A 21324-nucleotide genomic window follows, 5' to 3' on the forward strand; every position below is an offset into this window, starting at 1 on the left:
TGCTTAATCGTTTACCTCTTAATTGCTCAATTAACGTGAGCACGTTTTATTCGTAATTCATCATCGGGGAGCATCCAAATGATTCAGACGGACTTTCACACCTCCCAAGTCCTCTCTTAGACGTGAAATGCATTCAGACATATCCCGATTACTTTTCAAAGTATAGAAAATATTCGCCAAAATGTCAAGTAACGTTTAAAACTACCTGTTTCCCCTTCTGGCATTGCGCATTTCTTGTCTGCGCGCAAGTTTGCGTTTTTGCTGCTCATCACGCTTGATTGCGCGTTTAATCTTGTTTTTATAGCCAGGCTTGCGTTTCTTCTTTTCTTTTTTAACCATTCCGACAATTTTCGGATCAAGCTTATTACTCCTTGTTCTGCGCTTGAAACGACGATTGCGATCATAAGAAGCGACGAGTTCTCCGTTTGAAAGTTTCTTTTCTTCAAAAGAAATGCCAAGGTTTTCCAATTCGGCAATCATCTTGTCTTCACTTGGAGCATACAGCGTAATCGCCGTTCCTTCCATGCCGTTGCGCCCCGTTCGGCCGACGCGATGGATAAAGAATTCAAGATCTTCCGGAATATCGTCATTGATGACTTGAGAAACTCCTTCAATGTCGATTCCGCGAGCCGCCAAATCCGTTGCCACTACGAATTGATATTCCATATTTTGAATTTCGCGCATGGTTCTTTTGCGTTCTCTTGGCGGAATTCCGCCATGAATCTTTGCAACTCGCAATCCTTGCGAACGCAAATATCTCGTCAAGTCATCCACGCGTTCCTTGGTATTCGCAAAGACCAGCGCCAAATAAGGCTGACCCATCGTCAAAAGCTGATAGATCAACTGATTTCTGTCGCGCCCCTTGGTTGAAATCAGCCAATTGTCAATTGTCGGACTGATGACGTTTTTATTCTCAACGACTTCAACTATCGGATCCGTCATGTACTTTCTCAAAAACGGCTTGAGCTTATCAGGAATCGTTGCTGAAAAGACCATCATCTGCAACTCTTTTGGCATCGCAGAAGCTATTGCGTCCGTTTCCTTCAAAAAGCCAAGATCAAGCGTCATGTCAGCCTCGTCAACCACCAAAACGGAGGCATTATGAACGTCAAGTGCTTGTGATTTCATCAAATCAAGCACGCGTCCAGGAGTTCCGATGACGATTTGCGGCTGCCTGTGTTCAAGTTTTTCGATCTGGCGCTGTTTATCCGTTCCGCCAACATAGTTGTGAACCAGTATTTCTTTTTCGCTGTGTTTTGCAATTTGCTTGGCAGCATCATAAATTTGATATGCCAATTCACGGCTAGGAGTCGTAATGACTGCTTGAACTTCCGTCAGTTCCGGATCAATCGTTTGAAAAATCGGCAACAGAAAAGTGTGCGTCTTGCCGCTTCCCGTTTGAGACTGTCCGACAACGCTTCGCCTTTTTAAAATCATCGGAATCAGGCGTGCCTGAACTTCTGTCGGTTCTTTAAAGCCGATTTCCTTCAAAGCCGCATTGATAAACGGCTTAAACCCAAATTGCGCAAATGTTTGTGTCATTATTTTTCCTCCGTGTATTTTGCGGCCACGTCATCAAGCTTTTCAACAAATTCCAAAATTCCGCTTGCATCTTCCAACCTGGCCCCGCTTGCCAACGGATGGCCTCCGCCGCCGTATTCTTTGGCCAGTTCATTGATTACGGGTTTTTTGGAACGAATTCGCAATCGATACGTTCCGTCTTCCTGCTCGACAAAAATCGTCCAGCAGGCAATTCCTTCAATTCTCCCAGGAAGCGAAACAACGTGCGCAGTTCCGCTGTCCTCTGCACCCAATTCTGATAAAACCGCATTTTTAATGATGACGTATGCGGCGTGATGTTTCGTGATTTGAAGGTTTTGGTAGACATAAGCTGAAAGTTTTGCTTCAGCTTCGTTGATTTCATCCATTTTACGGTTCACCAGCGCAGCATCGATTCCTTGTTCCAGCAATTGAGCCGTAACCCGCATCGTGTGCGGCGTAGTACAATCATACATGAACCTGCCCGTATCGCCGATAATGCCCGCATAAAGTCTCCTTGCGGCTTCTTTCGTCAAGCTGAGTTCGCCGTCAGAAGCATTGACTAGATCAACGATGATTTCGGAGCAGCTGGATGCCTCGGGTCTGACCAAAAGAATATCTCCGTATGCATCATCATTTGGATGATGATCAATCTTGATCAGGCATGTTCCTTTATCATATCTTTCATCGTCAATCCGCGGAGTATTTGCGGTATCTGTCACGATTACCAGCGCATCCGCGTACTCCTCGTCCGAAACTTCGTCTTCAGTCAGGATCCACTTTAGTCCTTTGACGTCTTCACCAACGACTTTGACCGATTTTTGGGGAAAATCCGCTTTGATGACTTCAGCCAATCCACCTTGAGATCCCAAGGCATCAGGATCTGCATTTTGATGCCGATGAATGATTATTTTGTCGAATTCTTTAATTTTATTGATAATTTTTTCTTCGATTGTCATGATTACGTTCCTCGCATTCTGTTGCCAACTATTCAGTATAACATGTCTTTTAGTCATTATGCACGTCGTTTCGGCCAAACAAATCCAAAGCGATGTTTTCATACTCGATTGAATCGATTGACGTCATCGAAAGTCCCATCAAACGAATTGACTCGCCTTCAGAATAAAGTTCGTCAAGCAATTGGCGCCCGTAATACGCAATCATCGTCGCATCGTTTTGAAAGTAATCAGCCAAAGTCAGCCGCTTGGTTTTTGTTTCAAATTCAGAGTTTCGAACCTTGACTACCAATGTTTTGCCATGTTTTTGCGCCCGTGTCAGATCATCTGCCAATTTTTGCGCCGTCCATTTGAGCTGCTCATCTATTTCTTCATTTGAAACAAGCGGCATGTTAAAAGTCCGTTCAACTCCAAAAGATTTGCGTTCTCTTTGCCATTCAACCTCTCTGTCGTCAATTCCTCTGACCTGCTCATAGAAAAAATGTCCCATTTTACCGAAATAGTGAATCAGATCCAGTTCCGAAAGCCCGTAAAGGTCATAACCGTTATAAACTCCCAGCTCATGCATTTTGATCACGGTTTTTCTGCCGACGCCTCTGAATTTTTCAATTTTTAACGGCAATAAAAAATCCAGTGCCTCATCTTCTCTGACAAGCGTCATCCCGACCGGCTTGGCATAATCGGAAGCAAGCTTGGCCAAAAATTTATTATAAGATATTCCGGTCGAACAGGTCAGGCCTGTCTTTTCAAAAATTTCTTGCTGGATCCGGTGCGCGATTATCGTTGCCGATTTAAAGCCAAGCTTGCACTCCGTCACGTCAAGATACGCTTCATCAAATGCAATTGGCTCAACCTTATCAGTATATTCATGGAAAATTTCATGAATCTCTTTTGAAACCTGGCGATATTTCTTAAAGTCCGGCGGCACGAAAACGGCATCCGGGCAAAGATTCAATGCCTCGTTCGCATTCATGGCAGAATGAACTCCAAAAGATCTTGCAACATAATTAGCCGTTGAAACGACCCCTTTGCCGCCTGAATGTCTAGGGTCTCTTGCAATCACCACCGGCTTGCCTGCCAATTTTTGATTGTCTCTTACTTCAATCGAGGCATAAAAACAATCCATATCGACATGAATGATTTTGCGAGCCATGAAAATCCCCCCTGTCCGTTATTTTAATTATACATTAATTCCGCTCAAAAAAGCAAACATATGTGCCGGATCCTTAAACCGAGTCTAGCCTGGGGAAACGTCCTTCTCCCCGCCGGAATTAAACGAAATACCGAACGAAGACGATCGATTTGCGACTTGCTTTGTCTAGCATTTTTTCAATTTTGATACATGAAAACAAACTTTTTTTGTCAAATACAGTGCTGAGCATTTCCTGCTCAATCAATATGCCAAGCCATCAGTTACGGGCCAAACGGCGATTCTTGAAATTTGTCCGTAAAAGCCTGAACAGTTTGGGATAGCAGATAGACAAAAATGAGACATTTATCCCAGTTTTTATCTACTTTCGAGGCTGCGCTAAATCATAGTCATGGGCAAAAGTCTGATTTTTGAGATCTGCCCGTAAAATGCAGCTCCCCCTCGAACTTCCTTCGATTGCATACAGAACGTTTTGATACACGAAAATGAAAACAGACTCTTTCTTATTTCCACCATGGCAGACGATTGTCATGCATACGCGAAAGCCCGGATGAGATTTGCAATTGGCTGCAAATCATCCGGGCTTTTAAGGAAGAGTTTTTCCAAGCATCACGGCCACAAATCCGATGTCTCTTGTAAACTATTTTTAGCTGACTGAAAGAACTGTTAAAATTCCCAATGATTTCCGTCTTTTTCAAGCAATTCGTCGGAAGCTTTCGGTCCCATCGTCTTGCATGCGTAATTCGGAAAAGCGTCAACCGAAAGATCTTCATCGTCCCAAGCTTTTCTGATCGAATCAAGAAACTTCCATGAATATGAAAGTTCGTCCCAACGAGCAAAATTCATCGTTTCGCCGCGAAGGGCATTCAAAATCAAGCGTTCATAGGCTTCAGGCATCTCCGCTTTTTGCTCATCGCTGAGACTGTATCCGATGTCAATCGATTCAGTATCAAAGTTTTGTCCGACCTTTTTGGTATTCAGCTGAATCGAAATTCCTGGTTCGGGATCGACGTTGATCGTCAAAACATCGCTTTTAAGACAGCTGTCTTTGAAAACTACCACCGGCATCTGCTTGAAGACGACATCGATTCTGGTTGCCTTTTCTTTCATGCGCTTGCCTGTTCTGATATAAATCGGCACACCGGCAAAATCCATGTTCTCAACTGCAAGCTTGCCGGCAACAAACGTTTCCGTCATCGAATCAGACGCAACCTGATCTTCATCTCGGTATGCTTTCAATCCAGCGTCACTGCCGTATTGTCCCCTGACAAAATTTTTTTTGACCTCATCAGCATTGTAAACCTTCAAGGATTTTAACGCATTGATCTTTTCTCTTGAAATATCTTCTGCAGAATAAGAAACAGGCGCATTCATCGTCAAAAGCGTCACAATCTGCAAAATATGATTTTGAACCATATCGCGCAACGCACCGGATGTTTCATAATACCCGGCACGTTCCTCAACGCCGAGTGCTTCGCTCAAAGTAATCTGAATATTGCTGATATAACGATTGTTCCACATCGCATTGAACATGCTGTTTCCGAAGCGAACCGCCAAAATATTCTGCACCATTTCCTTGCCGAGATAGTGATCGATTCGAAAAACGTCCCGTTCAGGAAAAACGGAACCAATTTCATCGTTCAAAGCCTTGGCGCTTTCATAATCATGACCAAACGGTTTTTCGACAACAACTCGATTATAACCGTTCTTCGTAATGATTTCCTGCGTTTTCAAGTGCTCGCAGATCGTCCCGAAAAAGCGCGGCGACATTGCCAGATAATACAGGCGATTTCCACATAAGCCGTATTTTTCATCAAGCTTGTCTGCCAGATCTCGAAGCGTGACATAATGATTCGTATCATTTACGTTATGCGATTGATAATAGAAATGACTTGCAAAATCATTGGCCTTTTCTTCATCATCTGACAAATCTGCGATTGATTCTTTGATTACTTCATGATAATGTTCATCCGTCCAAGGGCGGCGGGCCGTTCCGATAACGGCAAAGTGGTTTTTCAAATAGCCGCGCTTATACAAATTAAAAAGCGACGGGTACAATTTCCTTTGTGCCAAATCCCCCGTTCCGCCAAAAATGATAAACAGTGCCTGTTGTTCAGTATTATTCATTGATATCTGGGCGAGATGCCCCAATACGAGGCGTGGTGAACCACGGTATCCCGCGCTCCCTTCTTTCAAAATTTTGACTTGAGTCCTTCAATCTGCCTTTTTGTTTTATCTCAAGGTACCACAATCTATATTTTACTAATCTGAACAGATTTTAACAAGGATTTTGCCTTTCGATGTTCAAAAAAGAGCCAAGAAAAACTCGGCTCCGCATACAATTCTGATTATCTGAATCATTTTATCAACCACCACCGATTTAAAGTCAGCGGCTTGTGAGATATGAACCCTAACGGATTTCAGACCACAATTTACATAGATACAAACAACTTGTCTGACCAGTCGAAGCCGTAATCAAGCAGCGGTCGTCTAATTACCAATGTCTTTTATGTCCCCAGGTTGCCATAGAGACGATACAGTCATAGACAGCCAACTCGTACATGATGCAATTGCCAAGCTGTTCGCTGTCTATAATTATTAGAACACATTATGTCTATCCATCCCATGATTAAAGTCACGGGATTTCCGGCTAGACATAATCAAATCAAATGAACGCCCTTATCCACGTATAATACGTCTCCGACGACGCCTGTCGAAAGATCGCTCATCAAAAATGCGCACATCCCGCCTATTTGCGACGTTGTCACTGAAACGCAGTCAACTGCGCGATTTTGCGACATATCGAGCAGTTTTGAATGGTCTTTGATGCCCGTAACGGCCAAAGTCTTAACGGCTCCCGCCGAAATCGCATTGACCCTGATTCCTTGCGCACCGAGATCGCGTGCCATATAACGCATTTCAGCCTCAAGAGCAGCTTTTGCGATTCCCATCGTATTGTAGCTTGGAATGGCACGAGTCGAACCCATGTACGTCAAAGTCGCAAGGCTTGCATTTTCATTAAGAAGTTCTTTTTCAACCGCAAACTTTGCAACGGCCAAAAAGGAATAGCTTGAAACGTCCAATGCTTGAGCAAAACCAGCACGAGTGGAATTCAAAATGTTGCCTTCAAGCTCCTGTTTAGGGGCAAATGCAATCGCATGAACAATGCCGTCGATCGTGCCGAAACGTTCCTTGACGATTGAAAAAGCCGCCTGAATGCTTTCATCGCTTGAAACGTCGCATTCAACCAAGCGTTCTTCATCGCCAACAAGTTTGAGCAGACTCTTTTTCAAACGTTCGTTTTGGTACGTGTAAATTAATTGAGCGCCTTGTTCCTGCATGACTGAAGCACAGCCCCATGCAATCGAACGACGATTTGCAACGCCCATCACGAGAATTTTTTTGCCTTCCAACAAATTTCCCACTTTAACTCATCTCTTTCTCTAAAATTTCCGGAAACGCGAATGCCTCTTGCTGAGCAGCTGTTCCGGCGTTAATTTTTCAAGTTTTTGCAGTCTTTCATCTAATACTTTTGCAATTTCGGCAATGGTTTGACGATGGCTACGGTGTTCAGGAATGATTCCTTCAATCACGTCATTTTTAAGCAAGGATGCGGGCGTAAGCTGCATGATTTCACAGGCTTCATCGCTTCTCCTGCTGTCTTTCCAAAGAATCGAGGCAAAACCTTCAGGAGACAAAACGGAATACATGCTGTTTTCAAGCATCCAGACCTCGTCTCCGCAAGCAAGGGCCAATGCTCCGCCGCTTCCGCCTTCGCCAAAGATAACCGTGACAAACGGTACTTTCAAGGTTGAAAATTCCAGCAGATTGCGTGCAATCGCTTCACCTTGCCCGTGTTCCTCTGCGCTCCTGCCCGGATATGCACCAGACGTATTGACAAATGCAATCACCGGTCGATTAAATTTTTCTGCCTGTTTTGCCAAACGCAGCGCCTTTTTGTAGCCACCAGGAGACGGGCAGCCGAAATTTTTAGCAATGCGTTCCTTGGGAGAAACGCCTTTATCGGTCGCAATTATCGTCACCGGCTTTTTTTTGAACGTTCCGATGCCGGCTACGATTGCCTGATCATCTTGATAATTGCGATCACCGTGAAATTCGATAAAATCTGCAAACAAGCCCTTTATCAGTTCCGGAGTCGTGATTTTTTCCGGTGCCCTCGACAAGGCAACGATCTGAGCGGCCGTTTTATCTTTTTTTAATTTCAATTACTCACCCGCTCTCTCGTGCATCATCAGAATTTTTTCAAGCAGCTGTTTTTCATCATGCCGTTTGACGATGGCATCAACAAAGCCGTTTTTTTGCAACGTTTCAGCGCTTTGAAGATCATCGGGAATCTTTTGGTGCATCGTTTGCTCAATTACCCGCTTGCCGGCAAAACCGACCAAAGCATGCGGCTCAGCCAAAATAATATCGCCTTGCATCGCATAGCTCGCCGTCACGCCTCCCGTTGTCGGATCCGTCAGCACGCTGACATACAGCAAGCCGCAATCGCCGTGTTTTTTAACTGCTTGGGAAACCTTTGCCATTTGCATCAAGGAAAAAATTCCTTCCTGCATCCTGGCACCGCCAGAGGCCGTAAAAACAACCACCGGAAGCTTTTGTGAAATAGCTGTTTCAAACAGACGCGTCAATTTTTCTCCGGCAACGGTCCCGAGCGACCCCATTACGAAGTAAGGATCCATGATTCCGAGCGCAAATTTTTGCTTGTTGATTTTTGCGATTCCGCTCAAAACAGATTCATTTATCCACGAATTCTTCTTTCCCTTGGCAAGCTTTTCATCATAATCAGGAAAGTTCAACGGGTCTGTCGTTTGAAGATTGCCGTCCGTTTCCTCGAATTCATCAACCAGCCATGACAGCCGTTCTTTGGCTCTTATTCGAAAGCCATAGCTGCATTCGGGGCATTCTTTGTAACAATCAAAATCTTTGTGGTAGATCGGATGTCCGCATTTCGGACATTTGATCCACATTCCGTCAGGAACCTTTGCCATTGCCTTCTTATCAGCTTTAACGTGTCTTTGTCCCAACGTCTTTAATTCATTAAACAGTTGCATTCTTTTCACTTCGCTTCCATTTTGGCAAAAAGACGCGTTCCAAATAATCGGTCGTCGTCTTTCCGCTCAAAAATTCAGGGTCCTCTAAGATTGCCAGATGGAAATCGCGGTTGATCGTGATGCCTGAAATAATCATTTCCGACAACAGGCGTTTGACTTTTTCGACCGCTTCATGGCGATCATGTCCAAGAGCAATCACCTTGGCAATCATCGAATCATAATAAGGAGAAATTTCTGTCCCGGCATAAAGGTCGGAATCGATTCTCATCCCCAGGTTTCCGACCGGGAAGTACAAGTAGTTGATTCTGCCGATCGACGGCATGAAATTTTTAGCAGGATCTTCAGCGTTGATGCGGCATTCGATCGCGCTGCCCAACAGTTTGATGTCTTCTTGCCTGAACGGAAGCGGTTCTCCCGAAGCAACCCTGACTTGTGCCTTGACAAGATCAACGCCTGTCACCATCTCGGTTACGGTATGTTCAACCTGAATTCTGGTATTCATTTCCATAAAATAGAATCTGTGATTCTTGTCCATCAAAAACTCGATCGTTCCGGTATTCCTGTAGTCGATCGCATCGACCGCACGAACCGCAATCTCGCCAAGCTGTTTTCTTTGCTCGGGCGTAACGAGAGAACATGGACTTTCTTCAATCATCTTTTGTTTGTTTCGCTGAATCGAACAGTCGCGTTCCGGGAAATACACGGAATGACCGAATTCGTCTCTGAAGACCTGGACTTCGATATGCTTGACGTTTTCCATGATTTTTTCAAGATACATCCTGGAATCGCCGAATGCGCTCAAAGCTTCACGCCGTGCCTCTTCATAAGCATTCGTAAGCTCTTCTTCATTATTGACCCTTCTGATTCCCTTGCCGCCGCCACCGGCCGCTGCTTTCAGCAAAACCGGGTATCCGACTTTTTCGGCGATTTTTCTGGCTTCTTCAACGTTGTCGATAAAGCCTTCGCTCCCCGGAATAACGGGAACGCCGCTTTGCTGCATCTGGATTCTGGCATTGGCCTTGTTCCCCATCAGTGAAATTGTCTCTGATTTCGGGCCAATGAAAGTAATTCCGCAGCTTTCACACATCTCGACAAAACGGCTGTTTTCAGAAAGAAAACCAAATCCGGGGTGAATTGCCTGAGCCCCGGTCCCGATTGCCGCCGCTAAAATATTCTTCATGTTCAAATAAGAATCTTGCGGTTTGGCCGAGCCGACGCAAACGGCCTCATCAGCCAGCTGAACATGCAGGCTCTCACGGTCAACGGTTGAGTAGATTGCCACCGATTTTATCCCGAGCTCTTTTAAAGAGCGAATGATCCGAACCGCAATTTCGCCGCGATTGGCTACTAAAACTTTTGAAAACATCGCTTTACCTACCTCTTGTTATCCGATCATAAACGTCAGCTCCGCGCTGCAGCACTTTTTGCCGTCAATCGTTGCTTCAGCCTTGCCCGTCCCTATGTTGTTTCTGATTTTGTCTAGCGTAACCTCAAGTCTCAGCGTATCGCCGGGACGGACGACCTTTCTGAACCTTGCCTGACGAATGCCGCCAAAATAAGCCGTCTTGCCCTTGAATTCAGGCATCGAAAGCAATGCAACGGCTCCGGTCTGAGCAAGCGCCTCAACGATCAATACGCCAGGCATGACCGGATTGTCAGGAAAATGTCCGTTGAACACTTCTTCATGAATCGTCACGTTGCGCGTTGCGACCGCCTTTTTACCAGGTTCAAGCTCATCGACGCGGTCAATCAAAAGCATCGGATATCGATGAGGGATGATTTTTTGAATTTGTGTTGAATCTAAAACAACCATGCCTATCCCTCCGTAACTTTAAATAATGGCTGATCGAATTCGACAAGATCTTCGTTTTCGACCAGAACTTCAGAAATAACTCCATCAAGGTCGCTTTTGATTTCGGTCATCATTTTCATTGCCTCGATGATGCAGACGATGTCACCCTTGTGAACGCGCATTCCTTCAGTCACATACGGATCTTTGTCCGGTTCTGGTTTAAGATAGATCGTCCCGACCATTGGGGCCTTGATTGCTTTTCCGTCATCTTTTTCAGACGCTTTGCCTTTTTCCGAAGCGGAAACGTCCTCAACGGCTTCGATTGCCGGCTTTTCGCTGCTTGCTTTGGCAATCGCAGGTTTTTCGAAAGAAACTTCATTCTTGCTTAAATGAATGTGAAACCCCTCGCTGGTGATTTCCAGTTCACGCATGTCAGAACCGTTGAATTCATCCATTAATTTTTGAATATCATTAAAGTCCAACAAAATTATTCACTCCATTTTCTGAACGCCACAACGGCATTGTGCCCGCCAAAGCCTAATGAGTTGCTGATCGCATACTCAAGATCAGGGGCTGATTCTTTATCTTTTGTTACAATGTTAACTTTACACTCTTCGTCTTGAGTCGTCATTCCTATATTGACAGGTAACTTGCCATTTTGCAAGGAAAGAATCGTTGCACAGGCTTCGACTGCACCAGCGGCACCAAGCAGATGCCCCGTCATGGACTTGGTTGAGCTGACGGGAACCTGATAATCCTTAAAGACCAGGTTGATTGCCTTGGCTTCGCCGGCATCGTTTGCTTTGGTTGCCGTCCCGTGAGCATTGACGTATCCGACGTCTTCCGGCTTGATTCCGGCTTCATCGATTGCCTGCTTCATCGCGCGTGCAGCCCCTTCCCCGGTCGGATCGGGCGCTGTCATGTGATATGCGTCGCAAGTGCTGCCATAACCGACCATTTCGGCAATGATTCTCGCACCGCGCGCTTTTGCGTGTTCTAATTCTTCCAAAACAAGACAGCCCGATCCTTCGCCCATGACAAATCCAGAGCGTTCCTTGTCAAACGGAATTGAAGCCTTGGTCGGATCGACTTGATCAGACAGTGCCGTCAATGCCGCAAAACCGGCAATTCCGATTTCATTTACCGAAGCTTCGGCGCCACCGGTCAGCATTACCTTGGCTCTGCCTTCTTTAATCTGACGATATGCTTCGCCAATCGAATTCGTTCCGGAAGAACAGGCCGTCACGATTGACGTACAGATATTCTTTGCCTTGACTCTAAGCGCAATGTTTCCCGCAGCCATGTTTGCAATCGCTGTCGGAACAAAAAGCGGCGAAACTCGTTTCGGACCTTTTTCATGCATCTTGATGACTTGTTCTTGAATCGTCGTCAGTCCCCCGATGCCTGATCCAAAAATAACCCCCATATCTTCAGATGCGGTATTTTCCTCCGTTATGCCCGCATCCTCAATTGCTTGAAGCGCGGTGTCAACCGCATATTGAGAATAAAGATCCATCCGTTTGGCGGCCTTTTTGCCGACTCTTAACGTTGGATCAAAATTTTTGACCTCACCGGCATTCGTAATCCCCGTTTCGGATGCGTCAAATTTCGTAATAGGAGCAATCCCGAGCTTTCCCGCAAACAGATTTTCCTTAAATTCGACAACATCGTTTCCCAAAGGGTTAACTGTTCCCATTCCGGTAACTACAACTCTTGTCATGGACTAACTCCCTCCTAAATCGTCATTCCGCCGTCAACCGGAATTACCTGGCCCGTAATATAATCATTTTCGGCCAAGAAAACCGCCGTTTCAGCAACTTCTTCAACCTTGCCGAAACGTTCGAGCGGAATGTCTCGCAATGTTTCTTCCTTAACCTTATCGCTTAATACACTGGTCATGTCGCTTTCAATCATTCCCGGCGCAATCGCGTTGCATCTGATGTTGCGCAAAGCACCCTCTTTTGCGCAAGTTTTGGTCAAACCGACTATGCCGGCTTTTGAAGCCGCATAATTTGCCTGACCGATATTTCCGTGCAATCCGACGACTGATGCAAGATTGATAATCGCTCCGCTCTTTTTTTTGTACATTTTCTTCAAAAAAGCACGCGTCATCAAAAACGTTCCGCGCAAATTGACGTTGACAACGGCATCGAAATCTTCGTCTTTCATGCCGATTAAAAGCTTGTCGTTCGTAATCCCGGCATTATTGACCAGAACATCAATCGTTTCAAATGCCTCATAGGCCTCTTTCGTCATCCTCTTGACGTCTTCTGCAACGGAAACGTCTCCAATGATCGTTTTGCAGACGACGTCGTTTGCTTCAATTTTTTTGACCAACTCGTCACTTACGCCGTGACGCCCGTTAACGATAACGTTGGCACCCTTTTTAGCAAATGCTTCCGCACAAGCAGCACCGATGCCTCGAGAAGATCCGGTTACAAAAACCGTTTTTCCTTTAAGATCCATCTTTTTCCTCCTCGTTAAAGCGAAAATTTCTGCATTTTTTCAAGCGTTTCAACCGAGGCGCGTCCAACGTTTCGATCAATTTGCCTGACGAATTTCGACAGCGTCTCGCCGGGTCCGATTTCAATAAAAGTTTCAATTTCACAATCTTTGATCATTTTTTCAACGCAAGCAGCAAAATGTGTTGGCGACATGACTTGTCGCTGCAAAATTTCGGCTGCATTTTCTTTCGTGAACGGAATCTTGTCGGTATTGCTTTCAATGACAAATTCAGGGTCCTTGAACGAAACGGCTTTTAAGACTTCGCCAAGTCTTTGAGAAGACGTCCTGAACAAAGGCGTATGAAACGCGCCGTTGACGTTTAACTCGACTACGCGCATTTTGCCTTCCTCAGACAGTTTCTCTGATGCTTTTTTTACGGCTTCATCATCGCCTCCGATGACGACTTGTTTTGGCGAATTATAGTTGGCAATCGAAACCGGCTTTTCGTCCGTCGAAATTTCGGCACAGATTTTTTCAACAAGCTCGACGTCAGGTTTCAAAATTGCAGCCATTGAACTTTGATGACGATCGCAGTCTTCCTGCATGAACTCTGCTCTTTTCGACACGAGTTTCATGCCGGTTTCAAAATCAAGCATTGAAGAAGCAATCAAAGCCGGATATTCGCCAAGCGAAAGTCCGATTCCGCCGACGACGTTCAGATCCGGTGCTGCATTTTTCAAAGCTTTAAAAACCCCGTAAGAAAATGCGCAAAGCGCCGGCTGAACGTACTTCGTCTGCTTGAGCATTTCAGAACTTCCAAAGCACTCCGTCAGATCAAAGCCGCAAATTTCTGAAGCCTGGTCAATCGTTTCGGCAAAGACCGGAATCTTCTCATAGAAATCTTTTCCCATTCCCGGAACTTGTGCGCCTTGTCCGCTGAATAAAATTCCGACTTTTGTCAAAAAAACACCTCTTAATCCTTTGATTCCAATTGCTTTTGAACATAGTCAACGACATCACCGATCGTTTGAATGCCTTCATCGGCATCAAGCTGAATATCGAAACTGTCTTCAAGTTCGTTCATGATTTCAAAAACATCGAGACTGTCAGCATCAAGATCATCCTTGATATTTGCCGTCAGCACGATTTCTTCTTTGTCGACGTCCAATTGTTCTGCCGCGATTTCTTGTACTTTTGCTAAAACTTCTTCTTTTGTCATGATAATTTCTCCTTAAAATAATGTGTAATTGATTTAAAATTCAGTAGCGAATCACGCAGGCTCCAGCACAAAGGCCACCGCCAAATCCGCAAAGAAGCATCGTTTCACCGCGAACAAGTTCTTTTTGTTCGGAAAGTTCGCTTAAAAGCAGGGGGATGCTGGCCCCTGACGTATTCCCGTATTCCGAAATGTTTTCAGGAAATTTTTCCAACGGCTGATGCAGTTTTTTGGCAATCACTTTGATGATTCGCTCATTTGCCTGATGCAAGACGAAGCGATCGATCTGATCCAACCCGAGTCCGCTGTCTTCAACGGCAGCTTTAATCACCGTCGGAACGATTTTGGTCGTAAAATTATAAACCGCTCTGCCGTCCATTTCAAACGGAGTTGCCGTTTTCTTGTTCGATTCGGGCGGAAATTTTGCAAGCGGCAGCGTCTTTTGACATGAAAGCTTATCGCTGTCTTCGCCGAAGCTCTTCAAACTGTAGCCAAGCAAAGCGGAATCTCCGTCAAAATCGCAATCGATCAATGCTCCGGCCGCTCCGTCACCGAACAGGACGCATGTCGTGCGATCGCTCCAGTCAAGCGATTTTGAAAGCACCTCTCCGCCAATTACCAAAGCTTTTTTGGCATGCTTTGAATCAAGCATCGATGCTGCCGTAACCAATGCATATACAAAACCTGAACAAGCAGCTGAGATATCGAAGGCAACCGCATTTTTGGCACCGATTTTGCCTTGAACGATTGCAGCCGTCGAAGGCGTTGCACTGTCAGGAGTCATCGTTGCGACGATAATCAAATCAATTTCCGAAGCCTCCGTCGACGTTTTTGAAAGCAGCTCTTCTGCCGCTTTGGCACAAAGATCGGACGTGTTGTCGAAAAGACTGACTCGTCTGGTTTTAATTCCTGTTCTTTGGCTGATCCATTCATCGGACGTTTCGATAAATTTTGCCAAATCGTCATTTGACACCCGCATTTCGGGAACACTTTTTGCCAATGCCTCAATTTTCAAACGTTTCATTTCTTAAACACCCTGTTCTAAGAATTTTCATTCAGAAAGTCTTCAAGATTTCGAATCGCCTTTTCAACGATTTTCATTTCTTCGGGACTGATATCTTTCAAAAACCCCTCAACCATCTTATGGTGAAATGCATCGTGAGCACGATACATCACTCGCCCCTTTTTGGTCAGTCCGAGTCTGATCACGCGTCTGTCGTCCAATCCGCGGATTCGCTCAACATAACCCTTTTTAACCAATCGGTCAATCGTCGACGTCAAAGTTCCCGGGGTCAGGTGCAGCTCATTTGCAACCTCTGTCGCCGTTTTGTGATCATACATCGAAATGGCGTTGATCGCATGCATTTCCTTGATCGTCAAGTCGTTAAACCTGCTTTTGCGCAGCTCTTTTTCTTCAATCCATAAGATATCACTGTAGATTCGAATTAGGGCATCATTGATATATTGACTGCGTTCATCCATAATTCATACCGCCTATCTTTTTGCTTTCCAAATATTTTGACTATCAAAATAATAACAAATAAAAAGCGGTCTTTCCACTAAATCTTTTCATCCCTGTCATAAACAGCAAACATCAGCTCTGCAGTGCAGGCCTTCTTGCCGTCAACGAGCGCGGCAGCCTTGACGATGCCCATGTTGGACTTCTTCTTTTCCATCACGATGTGAAGCTTCAAGACATCACCAGGGCGAACTACCTTGCGGAATTTTGCCTGATGAATGGCACCCAAATAGGCCGTCTTGTTTTCAAATTCAGGAGATTTCAAAATCAAAATCGACGCTGCCTGAGCAAGCGTTTCAATGATCAAAACTCCAGGCATGACTGGATTATTCGGAAAATGTCCACGGAAAAAGGATTCATTGATCGTTACGTTTTTTGTTGCCGTGATTTCTTCACCAGGAACGAGTTCATCGACATAATCGATGTAACAGATCGGATAGCGATTTGGAATCATGTCCATGATCTCTTGTGCATCCATTACCTTCACGCGTGTCACCTCACTTAATTCAAATTATTTCGAATATCAAACTATTCGATGAATGAATCATATTATATTTAATATTCAGTGTCAAACTAAACTAATTCTACGATTAGAGTTTCCTCAATTTTATATTTGCTCAGTTGCCTCAAAATTTCGCAAAGATGCTTTGACTATTCAAAGTATCATGATAAATACAGTATTGTTATGCATTATTAAGATTCATTTAGAAAAAGTATTGATAGTGAAAAAATTATGGATAAATAAGCTATAATTTAGACAACAGATTCTCGCTTTAGAAAAAAGAATTTTTAAGCTATTTTGATATTCAAAATTCTTATCTGTTTTTAATCAAAAGGGCACTATTGTATATATGTTTTAATTATGAAGTTTATGCGAAAATAGATGTTCATATGTAAACATAGCTCATGATGCAAGACCGGATTTTTTTATCAACGGTCAAAAAATGCTTTTGCAATATACTCTCCCCATAACAGTAGACACCGTAATTTCACAATCCATTGTTTCAATCACGTTTTTTAGTCATAAAAATGATTGTCCCATTTTCATGGACAAAGGGAATTTGGATAAAATATTCTGCCCCTGCACCATGAATGAAACACATTATTAATAAAAAACAGGTTGTCCAGATTAAAGAGTTAAGAAATATGCATTGTCCAAAAACACGGAACGAAAATTTTTAACTTCCAAATTATTGTGAAAAAACATTTTACGGTGTCCTTGACAAGGGGGACAATTCACAAAACGCATGACAAAAAGACCTCGCCTTCTGACAAGACGAGGTCTTTTTGCAACCAAGAATTACTTGGATTCTGATTCAGTTGTTTCTTCTGTTTCAGGTGCTTTTTCTTCTTCAGCAGCTGCTGTCGGTTGGCTTTCAGCCTTCTTAGTCACGCGTGCGATCGCGTTTCTTGAGAAGTCCAGATAAACGCCGTCGCAATCAAGCGTGACAAGCGCTTTTTCCTTATCGATTTCAGAAACGACAGCGTGAAGTCCGCCGATTGTCGTGATTTCATCGCCAGGCTTAAGCTCAGACAACATTTTTTGATGTTGTTGCTGCTGCTTTTTTTGCGGCTTGATCATCATGAAATACATCAAAGCAATCAAAACGACGAACATAACGATTGTTGAAATTGAAGATGACAAATTATTCACTCCTTAGAAAAATACTACAGTACACTGTATCAAAAATAACGAATTTTTTCCAGTCTTTTAATGGCTTTTACCAAAACTTAAAAGTTCTTCGGATTAGCCACGTTCAACCCGTAGCGCTCGAAGAAATCCTGCCTGAATTCGAGCAGATTGTCATCCATAATGGCTTGGCGCACCTGTTTCATCAGATTGAGCAGGAAATAAAGATTATGATAGCTCGTAAGACGCAGTCCAAACGTTTCATCAGCCTTGAACAGATGACGAACGTAAGCACGGGTATAGTTTCGACACGTGTAGCAATTGCAGTTGTCATCAATTGGCGAAAAGTCGCGCGCATATTTTGCGTTTTTAACCACCAAACGGCCGTGCGAAGTCATGCATGTTCCGTTTCTTGCAATTCTCGTCGGCAAAACGCAGTCAAACATGTCGATTCCGCGAATCGCACCGTCGATCAAAGCGTCAGGAGAACCGACGCCCATCAGATAGCGCGGCTTGTTTTCAGGAATGAGCGGCGTCGTGAAATCCAAAACATGATTCATCTCAGCCTTTGATTCGCCAACGGAAAGACCACCGATCGAATATCCCGGAAAATCAAGCGAGACAAGGTCTCTTGCGCTTTGTTCACGAAGTTCCTTGTGACCTCCGCCTTGAATGATTCCGAACAAGGCTTGCGTCTCTGGATTTTCATGAGCGCGGAGCCCGCGTTCGGCCCAACGACTCGTACGTTCGATCGATTTTTTGATGTAGTCGTATGATTCGAAAAACGGCGGACATTCATCAAAACTCATCATGATATCAGATCCAAGGCAATTTTCGATATGAATTGCCTTTTCAGGTGACAAGAAGAGCGGTTCTCCACTCAAATGACTTCTAAAATGAACGCCTTCTTCCGTAATGTTGCGCATTTCAGCCAAGGAAAACACCTGGAATCCGCCCGAATCAGTCAAAATTCCCCGATCCCAGTTCATAAACTTGTGCAGACCGCCGGCTTCTTTGACAAGATCTTCGCCTGGACGAAGCCAAAGGTGATAGGTGTTTGACAAAATCACTCCGGCACCCATTTCTTTAAGTTCCTCTGGCGACATCGACTTGACGGTTGCCTGCGTGCCGACCGGCATGAACATTGGCGTCGGGAAAGTTCCGTGCGGCGTGATCAATTCTCCCAAACGTGCCCCTGTATGCTTTTCTTTTTTAATCAGCCGATATTTGACAGCTGGTTCACTCATATGTTAATTCCTCCGTATCAATAAATAAACATCGCATCGCCAAAACTGAAGAAACGATACTTCTCTGAAACGGCATGGCGATATGCGTTCAAAATATTTTCGCGTCCCGTAAATGATGCAACGAGCATTACCAAAGTCGACTTCGGCAAGTGGAAATTCGTAATGAATGCATCAACGACCTGCCATTTATAGCCTGGTTTGATGAAAATATCAGTCCAACCGCTGTCGGCACGAATTTCACCGTTAAATTTCGTCCCGATCGTTTCAAGCGTTCTGATTGAAGTCGTCCCCGTTGCAACGATGCGGCCGCCGTTTGCTTTGACTTCATTCAACGTTTTAGCGGCATCCTCCGTCAAACGATAGAATTCGCTGTGCATCTTGTGATCTTCGATATTTTTTTCACTGACCGGACGGAACGTGCCAAGACCGACGTGAAGCGTGAGATAAACGAGTTTTACGCCCTTGTCTTCAATTTTTTTTAGTAATTCCTTTGTAAAATGCAGTCCGGCAGTCGGCGCAGCAGCAGAGCCGATTTCTCTTGAATATACCGTCTGATACATTTCAGGGTCGTCAAGCTTTTCCTTGATATAAGGAGGAAGCGGCATTTCTCCTAACTGATCGAGAATTTCCATAAAAATGCCGTCATAATGAAATTCGATCATCCTGCCGCCATGCTCCAGTTCCTCCGTTACGGTTGCAGTCAGCTTGCCGTCGCCAAAAGAAATTTCCGTACCGACTTTTGCACGTTTGGCAGGCTTGACGAGCGTTTCCCAGTTATCTCCGTCAGTATTGTTCAGCAACAAGACTTCAACGTGTCCTCCGGTCTCAGGCTTGACTCCGTAAAGACGGGCCGGCATGACGCGAGAATCGTTCATAACCAGGGCATCTCCCGGATTCAAACGATCGATGACGTTATAAAAATAATCATCCTGATATTTGCCCGTCTTTGAATCAAGCACGAGCAGACGCGATTGATCTCGTTCCTTTAAAGGAGTCTGCGCAATCAATTCCTGCGGCAAATCATAATCAAAGTCTTCAGTCGTTAAGTGTTTTTCTGACAAAATAGTCACCCTTCTCAATTATTATCAATTTTCAAGTTCAAATGCTTGTATGCGAGTGGCGTCACCATGCGACCTCTTGGAGTTCGCTTGATGAAACCGCGCTGCATCAAGTATGGTTCGATCATATCAGCGACCGTTTCCGTTTCTTCGCCGATATTGGCGGCCAAAGTCGCCAGTCCGACCGGACCTCCGCCGTATAATTCGATCATTGTTCTCAAAAGTCTGCGATCCGTGTCATCCAGACCGCACTGGTCGACTCTAAGCAAATCCAGAGCATAGCACACGATCTGCGTATCAATCTCATCTTTATGCGCAACTTCGGCAAAATCTCTCACGCGTTTCAAAAGCCGATTGGCGACGCGCGGAGTCCCGCGCGAACGTCTCGCTATTTCAAACGCTCCGTCAGCACTGATCTGAGCCGCAAAAACAGCTGCTGAACGCTGAACGATCCGCGTCAGCTCATCGTCTTCGTAATAATTCATGTGACCGACGATTCCAAAACGTGCCCTTAGAGGTGCAGAAAGCATTCCGGCTCTCGTGGTTGCCCCGACTAAAGTAAACGGCGGCAACGGAAATCTGACCGGATGAGCCGACGAATCCTGTCCGACGATAATATCGATGTAGAAGTCTTCCATCGCCGAATATAAAATTTCCTCAACGTTTTTGGGAAGACGATGAATCTCATCGATGAACAAAACGTCACCAGGCTCCAGTTCATTCAAAAGCGCCACCAAATCGCCAGGCTTTTCAATTGCCGGACCGGTCGTCGTTTTGATGCCGACCTGCATTTCATTGGCAATGATGCAGGCGAGCGTGGTCTTGCCTAAGCCGGGAGGACCGTATAAAAGAACATGGTCAAGCGATTCTTCCCGTTGTTTCGCTGCTGCAATATAAACGGAAAGTTCGCGTTTGATTTTTTCTTGTCCGATATATGTTTTCAAAGTCTTTGGACGAAGCGTCAAGTCGGCTTGTTCGCTTGCGTCAAGATTTTCTCCCGAAACGATTCGCTTGTCTTCAGTCACATGGACTCCTCCCGTTAAAATTATTTGTTCATCATCAACCGCAACGCTTGTCTCAAATATTCATCGGTTGAATCACCCTTAAAGTCCAACAGCTTCCTGCCGGTCTTTTTGACTTCCGTTTTCGTATACCCTAATGCAAGCAGCGCTTCCAGTGCCTCTTTCAAATATGGGGATGTCTGCTCTGCAACGATTTCCAAATCTTGTTGTCCCTTAAGCGGCTTGCCGCTTTCAAGTCCTCCAAGCTTGCCTTTGAGATCCAAGATGATCTGCTTGGCAGTTTTTTTGCCGATTCCGGGAAACTTGGTCAAGTAAGCATCGTCATCGTTATTGACCGCTGAAACGAACCCGTTGTGATCCTCATTGGCTAAAATCGCAAGTGCGCTCTTCGGCCCAATGCCTGAAACGCTGATCAGTTTCAAAAAAAGCTGTTTTTCATTGAAATCAGAAAAACCATATAGCACGATTTCATTTTCGCGGACAATCTGGTGCAAATAAATTTTTTCCTTTTTAGTTTCGTCTGATTTGAACCTGAACGGATTGGCCACATTGATCAGATAACCGATGCCGTTGTTTTCAACAACGATATATGCGGGAAAAACTTGCGTAATCGTGCCTATCAAATATTCATACATTGCATATCCTCACTTCTAAACTTGCGCATATAATAGTAAC

Annotated in this window: 22 protein-coding genes; all 22 read right to left on the reverse strand. The window is 44.7% G+C overall.

Annotation, left to right across the window (positions count from 1 at the left end):
• Positions 1-201: 201 nt before the first annotated feature.
• Entirely contained in the window at positions 202-1542 is a 1341-nt protein-coding gene (locus tag BMZ95_RS02565) for a DEAD/DEAH box helicase (protein ID WP_014073810.1), read from the reverse strand.
• On the reverse strand, positions 1542-2498 hold the full coding sequence (locus BMZ95_RS02570; RefSeq protein WP_046922763.1) for a DHH family phosphoesterase: 957 nt from the start codon (positions 2496-2498) through the stop codon (positions 1542-1544). The genes BMZ95_RS02565 and BMZ95_RS02570 overlap by 1 nt, the downstream gene beginning before the upstream one ends.
• A gap of 49 nt (positions 2499-2547) precedes the next feature.
• On the reverse strand, positions 2548-3648 hold the full coding sequence (dinB, locus tag BMZ95_RS02575) for a DNA polymerase IV (RefSeq protein WP_014073812.1): 1101 nt from the start codon (positions 3646-3648) through the stop codon (positions 2548-2550).
• A gap of 663 nt (positions 3649-4311) precedes the next feature.
• Entirely contained in the window at positions 4312-5772 is a 1461-nt protein-coding gene (zwf, locus tag BMZ95_RS02580) for a glucose-6-phosphate dehydrogenase (RefSeq protein WP_046922762.1), read from the reverse strand.
• Between the two features lie 533 nt (positions 5773-6305).
• Positions 6306-7070 (reverse strand): enoyl-ACP reductase FabI, encoded by a 765-nt coding sequence (gene fabI, locus BMZ95_RS02585; RefSeq protein WP_014073814.1) that lies wholly within the window; start codon positions 7068-7070, stop codon positions 6306-6308.
• Positions 7071-7088: 18 nt separating this feature from the next.
• A complete protein-coding gene (gene accA, locus BMZ95_RS02590) occupies positions 7089-7871 on the reverse strand; it encodes an acetyl-CoA carboxylase carboxyltransferase subunit alpha (protein WP_003694555.1) in 783 nt (260 codons plus the stop codon).
• A complete protein-coding gene (accD, locus tag BMZ95_RS02595; protein WP_046922761.1) occupies positions 7872-8720 on the reverse strand; it encodes an acetyl-CoA carboxylase, carboxyltransferase subunit beta in 849 nt (282 codons plus the stop codon).
• A complete protein-coding gene (gene accC, locus BMZ95_RS02600) occupies positions 8707-10086 on the reverse strand; it encodes an acetyl-CoA carboxylase biotin carboxylase subunit (protein ID WP_014073817.1) in 1380 nt (459 codons plus the stop codon). Before accC ends, accD begins: the two co-directional genes overlap by 14 nt.
• A gap of 18 nt (positions 10087-10104) precedes the next feature.
• Entirely contained in the window at positions 10105-10533 is a 429-nt protein-coding gene (gene fabZ, locus BMZ95_RS02605; protein WP_014073818.1) for a 3-hydroxyacyl-ACP dehydratase FabZ, read from the reverse strand.
• A gap of 2 nt (positions 10534-10535) precedes the next feature.
• On the reverse strand, positions 10536-10994 hold the full coding sequence (gene accB / locus BMZ95_RS02610) for an acetyl-CoA carboxylase biotin carboxyl carrier protein (RefSeq protein ID WP_373269328.1): 459 nt from the start codon (positions 10992-10994) through the stop codon (positions 10536-10538).
• A gap of 5 nt (positions 10995-10999) precedes the next feature.
• Positions 11000-12232 (reverse strand): beta-ketoacyl-ACP synthase II, encoded by a 1233-nt coding sequence (fabF, locus tag BMZ95_RS02615; protein ID WP_046922759.1) that lies wholly within the window; start codon positions 12230-12232, stop codon positions 11000-11002.
• Between the two features lie 14 nt (positions 12233-12246).
• Positions 12247-12978, reverse strand: coding sequence for a 3-oxoacyl-[acyl-carrier-protein] reductase (gene fabG, locus BMZ95_RS02620; protein WP_046922758.1), 732 nt, complete (start codon positions 12976-12978; stop codon positions 12247-12249).
• Between the two features lie 14 nt (positions 12979-12992).
• The gene (locus BMZ95_RS02625; protein WP_052750377.1) at positions 12993-13919 is read right to left on the reverse strand and encodes an ACP S-malonyltransferase; all 927 of its coding nucleotides are present in this window, start codon (positions 13917-13919) and stop codon (positions 12993-12995) included.
• 11 nt (positions 13920-13930) lie between these two features.
• Positions 13931-14176 (reverse strand): acyl carrier protein, encoded by a 246-nt coding sequence (locus BMZ95_RS02630; protein WP_003698835.1) that lies wholly within the window; start codon positions 14174-14176, stop codon positions 13931-13933.
• A 40-nt stretch (positions 14177-14216) separates the two neighbouring features.
• Entirely contained in the window at positions 14217-15197 is a 981-nt protein-coding gene (locus BMZ95_RS02635) for a beta-ketoacyl-ACP synthase III (RefSeq protein WP_046922757.1), read from the reverse strand.
• A gap of 17 nt (positions 15198-15214) precedes the next feature.
• A complete protein-coding gene (locus BMZ95_RS02640) occupies positions 15215-15655 on the reverse strand; it encodes a MarR family winged helix-turn-helix transcriptional regulator (protein WP_014073824.1) in 441 nt (146 codons plus the stop codon).
• A 77-nt stretch (positions 15656-15732) separates the two neighbouring features.
• The gene (gene fabZ / locus BMZ95_RS02645) at positions 15733-16179 is read right to left on the reverse strand and encodes a 3-hydroxyacyl-ACP dehydratase FabZ (protein ID WP_014073825.1); all 447 of its coding nucleotides are present in this window, start codon (positions 16177-16179) and stop codon (positions 15733-15735) included.
• 813 nt (positions 16180-16992) lie between these two features.
• Positions 16993-17337 carry a preprotein translocase subunit YajC gene (yajC, locus tag BMZ95_RS02650; protein ID WP_041820047.1) on the reverse strand — a complete coding sequence of 115 codons (345 nt, stop codon included), beginning with the start codon at positions 17335-17337 and terminating at the stop codon, positions 16993-16995.
• An 86-nt stretch (positions 17338-17423) separates the two neighbouring features.
• The gene (gene tgt / locus BMZ95_RS02655; RefSeq protein WP_003698860.1) at positions 17424-18569 is read right to left on the reverse strand and encodes a tRNA guanosine(34) transglycosylase Tgt; all 1146 of its coding nucleotides are present in this window, start codon (positions 18567-18569) and stop codon (positions 17424-17426) included.
• 17 nt (positions 18570-18586) lie between these two features.
• The gene (gene queA, locus BMZ95_RS02660; protein WP_041820049.1) at positions 18587-19630 is read right to left on the reverse strand and encodes a tRNA preQ1(34) S-adenosylmethionine ribosyltransferase-isomerase QueA; all 1044 of its coding nucleotides are present in this window, start codon (positions 19628-19630) and stop codon (positions 18587-18589) included.
• Positions 19631-19644: 14 nt separating this feature from the next.
• Positions 19645-20652 (reverse strand): Holliday junction branch migration DNA helicase RuvB, encoded by a 1008-nt coding sequence (ruvB, locus tag BMZ95_RS02665; RefSeq protein ID WP_014073829.1) that lies wholly within the window; start codon positions 20650-20652, stop codon positions 19645-19647.
• 20 nt (positions 20653-20672) lie between these two features.
• A complete protein-coding gene (ruvA, locus tag BMZ95_RS02670) occupies positions 20673-21284 on the reverse strand; it encodes a Holliday junction branch migration protein RuvA (RefSeq protein ID WP_014073830.1) in 612 nt (203 codons plus the stop codon).
• Positions 21285-21324: the final 40 nt, after the last annotated feature.

It is taken from the genome of Ligilactobacillus ruminis DSM 20403 = NBRC 102161, from assembly GCF_900113455.1.
Lineage (GTDB): Bacteria > Bacillota > Bacilli > Lactobacillales > Lactobacillaceae > Ligilactobacillus > Ligilactobacillus ruminis.

Coding starts and splice junctions, on each gene's coding strand:
- tgt (WP_003698860.1), bottom strand. CDS start 18,569: ATGAGTGAACCAGCTGTCAAATATCGGCTGATTAAAAAAGAAAAGCAT.
- fabF (WP_046922759.1), bottom strand. CDS start 12,232: ATGACAAGAGTTGTAGTTACCGGAATGGGAACAGTTAACCCTTTGGGA.
- accD (WP_046922761.1), bottom strand. CDS start 8,720: ATGCAACTGTTTAATGAATTAAAGACGTTGGGACAAAGACACGTTAAA.
- BMZ95_RS02570 (WP_046922763.1), bottom strand. CDS start 2,498: ATGACAATCGAAGAAAAAATTATCAATAAAATTAAAGAATTCGACAAA.
- BMZ95_RS02640 (WP_014073824.1), bottom strand. CDS start 15,655: ATGGATGAACGCAGTCAATATATCAATGATGCCCTAATTCGAATCTAC.
- ruvA (WP_014073830.1), bottom strand. CDS start 21,284: ATGTATGAATATTTGATAGGCACGATTACGCAAGTTTTTCCCGCATAT.
- accC (WP_014073817.1), bottom strand. CDS start 10,086: ATGTTTTCAAAAGTTTTAGTAGCCAATCGCGGCGAAATTGCGGTTCGG.
- zwf (WP_046922762.1), bottom strand. CDS start 5,772: ATGAATAATACTGAACAACAGGCACTGTTTATCATTTTTGGCGGAACG.
- fabG (WP_046922758.1), bottom strand. CDS start 12,978: ATGGATCTTAAAGGAAAAACGGTTTTTGTAACCGGATCTTCTCGAGGC.
- BMZ95_RS02565 (WP_014073810.1), bottom strand. CDS start 1,542: ATGACACAAACATTTGCGCAATTTGGGTTTAAGCCGTTTATCAATGCG.
- BMZ95_RS02630 (WP_003698835.1), bottom strand. CDS start 14,176: ATGACAAAAGAAGAAGTTTTAGCAAAAGTACAAGAAATCGCGGCAGAA.
- BMZ95_RS02635 (WP_046922757.1), bottom strand. CDS start 15,197: ATGAAACGTTTGAAAATTGAGGCATTGGCAAAAAGTGTTCCCGAAATG.
- dinB (WP_014073812.1), bottom strand. CDS start 3,648: ATGGCTCGCAAAATCATTCATGTCGATATGGATTGTTTTTATGCCTCG.
- fabZ (WP_014073818.1), bottom strand. CDS start 10,533: ATGGTTGTTTTAGATTCAACACAAATTCAAAAAATCATCCCTCATCGA.